We start from the raw sequence: 9,482 nt of genomic DNA, 5'->3' as shown, positions 1-9,482 counted from the left end.
CGTGAAACCCAACCTACCAAGAGCGATCGCTTATTTAAGTAGGTTGGGTGGAGGTACGGAACCCAACACCACCATCTCTCCGTTATATTGGGTTTCACCCTCGTTTCACCCAACCTACAAATGTTGGGTGAAACCCAACCTACCAAGAGCTAAAGAGACAAGGTTTTCATGCTCCAGTGCTGTTCGTATAACCTAGCCACACATAACCCCCCTGGGCGGACGGCATCTCCCCCGACTTCTGCAACCGTGGGAACGGCGGGACTCAGCCCATGTTTTGGTTGTTTGCCGGGGGTGAAAAAGGGTCCAAATTTTCATCTGGAATCGCCCCCTCGGATTTATTCGGGCTTTAGGCGGACCCGCTTGCCACCGCCGGAGACTTGCAAGGTCTGGCCGCTCACCCAGGACCCCGCCGGTGAAGCCAGCCACAGGAAGGCGTTGGCAATATCCTGGGGTTTGCCAGCCCGCCCGGTCAGGTTGTCGGGGTGAGCCAGGGCGTACTGAGCCTGTTCATCTAAACCCGCCTCCGCGTAGCCCGGGGTGATGACTGTACCGATCAGCACCGTGTTGATGCGGACCTGCTTGGCAAAATAGTGGGCTAAACCCAGCATCATGTGGTTGAGTGCGGCTTTGGCGGCGGAGTAGGCGATGAAGTCAAAAGCGGGCAAGACCCCCACCAGGGAACCGGAGTTGGTGATGGTGGCATTTTCGGCTTGCAGGAGATAGGGGCGGCAGGCGGAGGTCATCCGCATGGCTGACAGGGTATTGAGTTTGTAGCTTTCGACCATCTCTTCCAAGGGAACGTCGAGGGGGTCGTCGTAGGCTTTGCCCCAACCGACGTTATTGACCAGGGTTGAAATGCCACCGAAGGCTTCGACGGTTTTGGCGACGCAGGCTTGGATGTCTGCCTCGACGGTGACGTTGCAGCCGATGCCCAATGCTTCATTGCCAGTTTCGGCTTGAATAGCGGCTGCGGTAGCCTGGGCTTTTTCTCCGTTCAAGTCGGCAATCATCACCTTCGCCCCGGCACCGGAAAAGGTTTTGGCGATCGCTTCCCCGATGTTTTGAGCGCCGCCAGTGACGATCGCCACATGGTTATTCATCCGAAAGTCGGCGAAGGAATCAAAATTGCTCATGGTGGTCTCCTTTTGGGGTTTAAATACTTTGAAATACAGTCAGTTTCTCAGGCGAAAAATTAATCCAATTCCTGAACGCCGCCGCCGCTGACGGTCAGCACTTGCCCGCTGATCCAACTGGCTGCGGGGGAACAGAGAAACAATGCCGCATAGGCGATATCCTTGGGTTCTCCCAACCGCGCCAAGGGGGTATGTTTGAGCATGACTTTTTCGACTTCGGGGGTCAGCACCTTCGCCAGCGCGTCGGTTTTGATGGCACCGGGGGCGATCGCATTCACCCGAATTCCCTTGGGTCCCAAATCGAAGGCGATATTCCTGGTCAGGTGGCTGACGGCGGCTTTGGAAGAACTGTAAGATGCCATGTTGATATTCTTATTTTCCGCCGACATCGAAGAGATATTTAAAATCGCCCCCTGTCCGGCTGCTTCCATGTGGGGGGCGCACAATTGGCACAGATGAAACACGGAAAATACATTGATTTTGTAAGCCCAAATAAACGTATCCATCGGCATATCGAAAGGTTGAGGACCGCCCCCCCCGGCATTGTTGATTAGCAGGGTAATTTTGCCAAAAGCGTCGAGGGTAGACTGGACCAAATTTTCCAAGTCGGAATCCTTGGTGACATCGCAAGGCACGGCTATAGAGCGACCGCCTTTTTCCTTGATGCCGTCGGCTACTGCTGTGGCCGTTTCTTCTTTTAAATCACTGACGACCACCGCCGCCCCAGCCTGGGCAAATAATTCGGCAATGCCCCGACCGATACCGGCACCGCCCCCCGTGACAATGGCGACTTGATCCTGGAGTCCGAAGGTTTCCAAAACTGTCATACTTGCAAAATCTCCACAATATTAAATACTCGTCATATCCCATCCGAATTATCAACCTGAAAACATGGGGGAGAGAGTCTTCAATCGGGCGTAAAAATAATCAAAATTAACCCTTTCTCCCGCCAAATATCCCTCTCCTGCTCGCTAGTTTTCGAGGGCTAATGAAACGGCTCTACTACTCGTGCCGCAGCATGGCTTTCATGACCGCCGCATTGATAAACCAAGAGGCAATCCCGGCAATGATACCCAAGATGATGGCACCGACTAATGGTGTCACGGGAATCGTTCCCAAAAACTTTTGTAAAAAGAGGGCAAACAATGTCACCGTACCGAAGGCAAACAGAGAATAAAATAGGATAGTTCTCACCCCAAAAAATAAAAAGGGTCGGTTTAAAAGTTCGGGGAATGGAACTGAGAAATCTTTGGCTTTTTTGCCGAATGTAAAAAAGGCGATCGTTCCTAAGATGAGCGACAGCATGAATGCCGTCATCACCCCCGTCGAGAAGACCGTTTTTTCATGGGCTGATATCGTGTCAACGGTCAGAGGTATCGTCTCTTTTCCTCGAAACATAAGCCAGCCGATCACGCCGTTGATGATGGCGTTGATTACACCGCTCGTTACGGCATTCTTTTGAATGAAATCATTGGCCTGATGTGAGGCGGGAATCATAGAGTCACTCTGACCGATTTAACTACACCCGAATAATATATGATCGAAATCTGAAAAGTTTGTGTAATGTGGGAGGTATGCTCCCGCCGATTTACCCGAGCCGGACACCAAACCATGAGAATTCTGCTCACCTCCCCGGACACAACCCTACAGAACCAACTGCATCAAGACTTATCTCGCCAAAACTTTGTCGTCGATGTGGCCACCGATGGCGAGGAGGCTTGGGAATTGATCCAGGCATTTATGTACGATGCGGTTTTGCTGGAGTTGCTGTTACCCAAGTTGGATGGAATTGCCTTCTGTAGTCGGTTGCGGGATGTGGGCAACCCGGTGATCGTTTTGCTGATGTTGGAGCCTTCCGATGCGGAGACTTGTATCGAGGGTTTAGATAGCGGCGCGGATACTTGTTTGGTGAAACCCATTCGCATCCCAGAACTGCTGGCTCATCTCCGGGCTCTGGCGCGGCGGAGCCTGCGTCGGGCTAGTCCCCTGCTCACCTGGGGGCCCATGTCTCTCAATCCCGCCTCCGGGCAGATCACCTGCTGCGGTCAAATTTTGAAAGTCAACCGCAAGGAATATCAAATTCTGGAGCTATTTTTGAGGCATCCCCGGCAAATGTTTTCTCGCGACAAAATTGGCGATCGCCTCTGGACATTGGACGATGAATTGCCCACCGATGCCACCATCAACAGCCACATCCGCAGCATTCGCCGTAAACTCGAACAGGCGGGAATTAACAATTTGATTCAAACCCACTACGGTCGGGGATACTGTCTCGATCCGGTTTACAACATTGAAACCCAGTCCGCCAAGGGATTATCCGATCCCCCGAAAGAGATGCTCGATTCCATGGCCGCCAACATCTGGCAAGAATTGATGGTGGCGAATGCCCGCCTGCACGGAGAAATTGAGCATCGCAAACATATTGAAGCTCGACTGCGGCGATCGGAAATGATGTTGCGAAATGCTCAACGAATGGCTCATGTCGGGTGTTGGGAGTTCGATGTCGAAACTCGCGAAACCTATTGGACGGAGGAACTTTTTCTCATCCATGGCCTCGATCCGAATCTGCCGGCTCCCAAACCCGAAGAAGTTTCGGCCCTGATTCACCCCGACGATCTCCCACTCCACGAGGAGGCGATTCGGATTCCGGCACTGCAAAGAAAAGCCTTTGAAGTGAACTTACGCATCATTCGAGCCAACGATGGGGAAATTCGCCATATCAACGCCCGAGGCGGTCCGGTTTTCGATCGCTCTGGTCGGGCGATCAAGTTGACGGGAACCACCTTCGATGTAACCCGATGGCTCCGCTACCCAGTTAAGTAGGTTGGGGGTCGCTACGAAACCCAACGCCACCATCTCTCTCCCTGTTGGGTTTCACGGAGTTTCACCCAACCTACCAAGCTACATCGAACATGGTAAATTGTGTTACCCTTGATAAGGGCGATCGCGTTCCGGTTTCACCCCAGCAACAAGTGTTGGGTGAAACCCGAGCCACAAGTGTTGGGTGAAACCCGAGCCACAAAGGGCGATCGCTTTTTCCGTCACAACTGACCCAGGGAATCTTTAAGTACCAATTTCAATTCCTTGGTAATTGGCAGCCAATCAATTTCACGGCATAACTTCGACGGACTTTCACCATCTTGGAGCCGTTGCCAATAAACTTCCACTAGAAGCGTTTTTAAACCATATTTAGTCAATGCGTCCGATGCTAGTCCAATGATTCCTAATAATACAATTCCGCCCAGCATCCCACCAGGTCCTAGCATTGCTAAAGCCGCTGTGATCGCGGCGGCTCCCGTCAGTCCTGTAGTCGCCATGGTAATTAACAGAACCACTGCTGGTAAACCCACACCTGCTAATTTTCTTACGATTTCATCCATGAGATGTCACTCCCAAATCTTCTTGGTTATTAATGACTAACTCCACAGGCGATCGCTATACTTAAAGTTCCCTAATTCCTAGCATTAATAAATACTCTCAGAATTTAGATAACTTCCGCCATCAGTCAAACAATCACCCGCCAAGTTAGCTTGAAGTACATCATCTCCCGCTTCTCCCATAGCTTCTGATTGGAGCCGTGCGCCGCCACAGGACTAGACCACAAGGGGGAAATCTGCCATTTTCCCTGGGATTAACACTCTCTGGGGGTTCCACAGTCATAATTACACTGACAATTTGCCGATACCAGCGCCATATTTTCGCGGTTGTGTCAATGAATTAGAGAATCTCGGCTGAGTTATTAGCATGGAAAATTTATACTCTGATTCCAGATTACATTTTTGACTACATTTTGCCAATATGTATTTTCACTGAAATTTCCGGGGTTGTTTGTGGGGTCTGTTTCCGTAAATTTACTGAGGATAAACCGGGATTGTCAGGGATTGGTAAAATGCTGAAGTGGCTAGACCTGTCATGGTATAACTTTTTTGCCGAAAGGGAAGTGTTGCACATTAAATAGAACTTTTTGATATCTACTTAATTTTACTGGGAATTGATAATGTCATGATATCTTGACAGTTTAGCCAGATCTATGGTGGGGGTTGTGATGACGGACGGGGAAGGCTGGATCACAATGTCAGCCAAAGATCGGGTTTCAACACCTGAAATTGGTAGAATCAGGTATTCAATCTCAGATAATGATGGTATAATTACTCACCAGACGAAACAGAATTGACGTTTATAGATTTTGAGAGTAGCGATCGCCACTACCTGGGACGGCGACTGGTGGGGTGGTGGTTGCTGAGACTGATCATAAGCAGTAGGTGCTTACCCGCTGCGAGTTGTGGTTATTTTGTTGTTTTCACCGTTGAGGGAATCATGAGCAAAAATTGGTTTGAAGACTATCAGCAACAATGGCTGGATACCTGGAAAAATAGTTGGGACAGTATCAAGGATCTATCTAATACTTCTGAGGCTATGACGAAGGCGTTAGATTTTCAACAAGAAACTGTCAATGGGACTCTGAAAATACAGCAGGAAGCCCTGGAAACTATCGCCACTGCTCAAAAACAGTGGTGGGATAGTTATTTTGATTGGGCTAAACAGATACCTCTGGTTACCAATAAATAACCAGAAGTTGGGGGGGTTGGGTTTAACCTAGGTTGGCGATGGGCTCCCAATTCTGAACGTCTTTCAGTAAACTTTGGTAGCCTTGAACATTGGGATGTAAACCGTCGGAACTCAGTTGCGATCGCACCCAATCTTCCCCACGAGACAGCCACAGGTCGAATATATCTAAATAGGGGATATCCCGGACTTCGCAGCCTCGCCGTGTGGCTTCTTTGTAGGCGTATTGGTCCGCGTGGTTGTAGTACATACAGCCTAAAAAGGGCATTTTGCTTTCGTCAACGGGAGGCATTCCTACGAAGATGACTGGACAGAGGCTTTGGGCCCTTTCCAGAAGGGTGGCGACATGGATGCGAAATGCGTCGAAATCTGTGAGCGATCGGCCGTTGGGTCTTCCTAAGCGGGGGGTGTCATTGAGTCCTACTGATAAAATAATTAGGTCTGGTAGGCGGTTTCTTAATTCTCCCCGTTGCCGAAATTCCTGCTCGAGACGCTGGGTAACTTGGGCGACGGTATTACCACGAATCCCTAGGTTGTAAAGCGCATGACCGCCCTTCTCTGGAGACATCCACTCGCGTCGCAATTGTTCTACCCAACCTCCGCCGACTGGATCTCCGAATCCATAAATCAGACTGTCCCCCAAAGCGATAATTCTTAGGGGGGTCTGTTTCGTATGGGTGGGCGCAAACTTGGTTGTTGCAACTGCTTGTATCATGGGATGCTGCTCTCCTAAGTTGGCAGTGGTCTTTACCTGGATGGTAGTGTTTTAGCAATCTACTGTAACACAGCTTAACATAATAAAACTTAATAAAAAAGTTCTTGGTGAACTGATGTGGCTAAAATCCCTCAGCAGTGGTATCTCAAACTACAATTTATGTCTGGGGATAGATTGTTGTTGGCGATCGCTTCTAAAGATTAAAATTCGGTTAATATTCCGTAAACTAAGATCCTCCCTAGCGCTTAGGTCGGCGGCTTTTTGAGAATACCTGGGGTCAATTGATGGGAAAAATGAGATTTTGTTACAAATCTATAGATTAGCTAAAAAGCATCAATTTTGAGCAAATTATCTTATAATTTAGGGTAGTGTTTCCCAGGCTTTAGGAAACGACTGGCCGGGAATCGCTATGGAGTCAATCAGAGTCAGATTTGATTGGCGAGAAGTAATTTACTGGTTTATGCAATATGGATACTAAGCTTTTTGAAGATTACCAAAAGCAAATGGTAGACTTGCAGAAAAAATGGTTTGACACTTGGATGGAGGGTTTTCCGGGTTGGAAGCCTCCCTCTAATTTATCAGAGGGTTTTGAACAGACTCTGAAATTGCAGGAGGAAATGGTTAAGTCTTATCTGGAGACACAAAAGCAGACCACCCAAATGATGCTGGATGCTCAAAAACAACTCTGGACAGAGTATTTTAATACTATGCGTAAAACTGCCGAGAGTGTGAAGTAAGGCATCAAAAAAGCGGAAGGGGGTAGATTGTTTTTGTCAACCCCCCCTAATTAGCCGCTAATCAAATTACTCTCGCACTTTTAACCAATCAACAATGGTTGGGGGTAGGTCTCGCTGTACTTTACCACTGACATACATACCGATATGACCTACAGGGAAGGATTTGGCGGTGTAGTCCTCACTGCTGATGTATTCCTCTAAGGCTAGGGAAGAGGAAGGGGGGACTAGGTGATCTTTCTCGGCGTAGAGGTTGAGAACTGGCATGGTAATATTGCTTAAATCTACCCGAGAATCACCAATCATTACTTCGCCTTTGATTAGTTTGTTTTCCTGATAAAAATCTTTCAGGAATTGGCGATAGGTTTCTCCGGCTTGGTCGGGACTATCAAAAATCCATTTTTCCATGCGGAGGAAGTTTAGCAGTTTGTCGCGACTTCCCATGATTTCGGGTAAATCGAGATATTTTTGATATCCTAATTGTAGGGGTTTTAACATCAGAAACTCGATGTTTAAATAGTCGCCGGGAATGTTACCTAAAGCCTCAACCATGAGGTCAACATCTATGGCTTCCGGTCCCAATGTACAGCCTCCCCGCGCATTTAACAGGGTATTTGGCATATCAAAGTTGACTGGCGCAACCATGGTGATGAGGTTTTGCACTTTTTCGGGATATAGGGAACTGTAGCAGAGGCTAAAGGTTCCTCCCTGACAAACTCCTAGGAGGTTGATTTTATCGAGTTCATAGTGATCGCGCAGAAAATCAACACAGTTATTAATATAACCGTTGATGTAATCATCTAAGGTTAACCAGCGATCGCTACGGGTAGGATATCCCCAGTCAATCAAATAGACATCTAATCCCAAACTGAGTAAATTAGCAACTAAGGAACGACCCTCTTGCAAATCTACCATAAAGGGACGATTGACTAAAGCATAAACAATTAGCAGGGGTACAGAAAGGGTTTTTTTGACTTTGGGTTCAAAACGATAAAGGGTGACTTTATCTTCCTGATAAACTGCTTCTTTGGGTGTGACCCCAACGATAATTTCTTCCTCCCGTAAACTGCTAAGGTTGTCCATACCATGAACAATTTTTTCGGTGAGGTCTGCATATTCCTGGGTTAAGTCTTCTAAACCCATTTGTAAGGCGAAAGGTAACATAGCTTGATGTCCTCCAAGCAAAGACATATTAAATTGGATCACGAATTGAGTCAGACTGTTGAGACAAATATTAGGAGTAACTTTCTCTCAACTTACTTCTTGAATTGACTCGGGTTTGGGTGAAGATGCTGTCATGGTGGATATCTGTTTTTTGAGAGATTTAACCTCTTTGCGGAGTTCGTAAATGATTTTGTGCATTTCGTCAATTTCGCTGCGGAGGGGGAGATTGAGCGATCGCATAGAAATCTCCATCAACTTTTGTTGTTCTAGTCGATAGGCGTTGAGGGAGTTAATAAACCTTCCCCTAATTTTGAGTTTATCTTCGGAACAGAAAGTTTCCTCAAATACATCATCTATAGCCACACTCCATAACTGCTGAAACTGCCGCCAAGTTTCGACTTTTTCGCCTTTGCTAACTCCCGCCGCTAATTTTTCGATTAACTTCTCAAAGGCGCGGACTTGGATATCTGCTAAAACTACCTGATAATCATTACTAGCGCGATAAAAATTTATCCAAGCCTGAAAATGACTCATCATGGTACTATTCAACTCGCGACTAATACCAAACATCGGACTTTGTAGCAGGGTTCCTAGGCTGGGTTGATACAGTTGTTCCCAGTAGAGGTTATTTAACTCGATTAATGCTTCACTTTTACCCATCATGGCTTCACCCATGGGAACCATAGCCGCGCCGCTGTAGTTCATCCACATTTGGTTAAACTTCTGCATTTGTTCCATGTAGAGTTTCCCCAGGGTCGTGCCGCTTCCGGTCATCTTAGTGGGAACACTCATATATTGTTCCATTTGCTGGCGAATTTGCTGGGAGTAGTTTTCTAGGGTTTGTTCCCAATTCGCACCAGATTCAACTTTTGGTAATATATCTTTCCAGGCTTCAAAGGAAAATTGTAGAAAACGCATCAATGAGGCCTGATTTTTTGCCATTTGTTCGGTTATTCCCCCGGAGTGGGACTGGCCATTTTTATCGGTGTCAGATACTCCTGACCCACTCATCAGATCAAACCAGTTTTTCCAGATGTCATTTCCGGTCTGAGTCCAGGTGTTTACCCATTGATTGGCCATTTCGTTCCACGGATTTGTTTCGTTTTCCATTGTCTATACCTGATACATTTACGCGACATTTATCCGGCTATTGCCTGACAATGCGACGAT

The 9,482-nt window shown here is 47.5% G+C and carries 10 protein-coding genes; 3 read left to right on the top strand and 7 right to left on the bottom strand.

The features are described from left to right. Nucleotides 1-335 precede the first annotated feature (335 nt). The 3 genes from P5683_RS20020 to P5683_RS20010 all read right to left on the bottom strand — a co-directional run bounded on the left by P5683_RS20020 (nucleotide 336) and on the right by P5683_RS20010 (nucleotide 2,630). A complete protein-coding gene (locus P5683_RS20020) occupies nucleotides 336-1,133 on the bottom strand; it encodes an SDR family oxidoreductase (protein WP_008056706.1) in 798 nt (265 codons plus the stop codon). Nucleotides 1,134-1,192: 59 nt separating this feature from the next. Next, complete coding sequence (gene hdhA / locus P5683_RS20015; RefSeq protein WP_006668008.1) at nucleotides 1,193-1,960, bottom strand: 7-alpha-hydroxysteroid dehydrogenase; 768 nt, start codon at nucleotides 1,958-1,960, stop codon at nucleotides 1,193-1,195. Nucleotides 1,961-2,135: 175 nt separating this feature from the next. Then, nucleotides 2,136-2,630, bottom strand: coding sequence for a hypothetical protein (locus tag P5683_RS20010; RefSeq protein ID WP_006668009.1), 495 nt, complete (start codon nucleotides 2,628-2,630; stop codon nucleotides 2,136-2,138). 114 nt (nucleotides 2,631-2,744) lie between these two features. Between P5683_RS20010 and P5683_RS20005 the strand changes: the two genes are divergently transcribed. Beyond that, nucleotides 2,745-3,956 (top strand): winged helix-turn-helix domain-containing protein, encoded by a 1,212-nt coding sequence (locus P5683_RS20005; protein WP_193520457.1) that lies wholly within the window; start codon nucleotides 2,745-2,747, stop codon nucleotides 3,954-3,956. Nucleotides 3,957-4,174: 218 nt separating this feature from the next. Here P5683_RS20005 and P5683_RS20000 read toward each other — a convergent pair whose 3' ends face one another. Further along, nucleotides 4,175-4,513, bottom strand: coding sequence for a hypothetical protein (locus P5683_RS20000; protein ID WP_006621793.1), 339 nt, complete (start codon nucleotides 4,511-4,513; stop codon nucleotides 4,175-4,177). Nucleotides 4,514-5,303: 790 nt separating this feature from the next. Between P5683_RS20000 and P5683_RS19995 the strand changes: the two genes are divergently transcribed. Then, complete coding sequence (locus P5683_RS19995; RefSeq protein WP_006621794.1) at nucleotides 5,304-5,702, top strand: hypothetical protein; 399 nt, start codon at nucleotides 5,304-5,306, stop codon at nucleotides 5,700-5,702. Nucleotides 5,703-5,724: 22 nt separating this feature from the next. On the opposite strand, the gene P5683_RS19990 is transcribed toward P5683_RS19995, so the two are convergent. Further along, nucleotides 5,725-6,414 (bottom strand): GDSL-type esterase/lipase family protein, encoded by a 690-nt coding sequence (locus P5683_RS19990; RefSeq protein ID WP_006621795.1) that lies wholly within the window; start codon nucleotides 6,412-6,414, stop codon nucleotides 5,725-5,727. Between the two features lie 467 nt (nucleotides 6,415-6,881). Here P5683_RS19990 and P5683_RS19985 point away from each other — a divergent pair, with 467 nt between their 5' ends. Then, nucleotides 6,882-7,151, top strand: a complete 270-nt coding sequence (locus tag P5683_RS19985) for a hypothetical protein (protein WP_006621796.1) — start codon at nucleotides 6,882-6,884, stop codon at nucleotides 7,149-7,151. Nucleotides 7,152-7,217: 66 nt separating this feature from the next. On the opposite strand, the gene P5683_RS19980 is transcribed toward P5683_RS19985, so the two are convergent. Together P5683_RS19980 and phaE are read right to left on the bottom strand one after the other, a co-directional pair. Further along, nucleotides 7,218-8,339, bottom strand: coding sequence for a class III poly(R)-hydroxyalkanoic acid synthase subunit PhaC (locus P5683_RS19980; protein ID WP_008056716.1), 1,122 nt, complete (start codon nucleotides 8,337-8,339; stop codon nucleotides 7,218-7,220). Nucleotides 8,340-8,399: 60 nt separating this feature from the next. After that, on the bottom strand, nucleotides 8,400-9,422 hold the full coding sequence (phaE, locus tag P5683_RS19975; protein WP_006621798.1) for a class III poly(R)-hydroxyalkanoic acid synthase subunit PhaE: 1,023 nt from the start codon (nucleotides 9,420-9,422) through the stop codon (nucleotides 8,400-8,402). Nucleotides 9,423-9,482 lie beyond the last annotated feature (60 nt).

Source organism: Limnospira sp. PMC 1279.21, assembly GCF_032349615.1.
Taxonomy (GTDB): Bacteria; Cyanobacteriota; Cyanobacteriia; order Cyanobacteriales; family Microcoleaceae; genus Limnospira; species Limnospira fusiformis.
Note: the sequence above shows the minus strand (reverse complement) of the source record. Positions and strands in the feature narration are given on the sequence as shown.

Coding starts and splice junctions, on each gene's coding strand:
- P5683_RS20020 (WP_008056706.1), bottom strand. CDS start 1,133: ATGAGCAATTTTGATTCCTTCGCCGACTTTCGGATGAATAACCATGTG.
- hdhA (WP_006668008.1), bottom strand. CDS start 1,960: ATGACAGTTTTGGAAACCTTCGGACTCCAGGATCAAGTCGCCATTGTC.
- P5683_RS20010 (WP_006668009.1), bottom strand. CDS start 2,630: ATGATTCCCGCCTCACATCAGGCCAATGATTTCATTCAAAAGAATGCC.
- P5683_RS20005 (WP_193520457.1), top strand. CDS start 2,745: ATGAGAATTCTGCTCACCTCCCCGGACACAACCCTACAGAACCAACTG.
- P5683_RS20000 (WP_006621793.1), bottom strand. CDS start 4,513: ATGGATGAAATCGTAAGAAAATTAGCAGGTGTGGGTTTACCAGCAGTG.
- P5683_RS19990 (WP_006621795.1), bottom strand. CDS start 6,414: ATGATACAAGCAGTTGCAACAACCAAGTTTGCGCCCACCCATACGAAA.
- P5683_RS19985 (WP_006621796.1), top strand. CDS start 6,882: ATGGATACTAAGCTTTTTGAAGATTACCAAAAGCAAATGGTAGACTTG.
- P5683_RS19980 (WP_008056716.1), bottom strand. CDS start 8,339: ATGTCTTTGCTTGGAGGACATCAAGCTATGTTACCTTTCGCCTTACAA.
- phaE (WP_006621798.1), bottom strand. CDS start 9,422: ATGGAAAACGAAACAAATCCGTGGAACGAAATGGCCAATCAATGGGTA.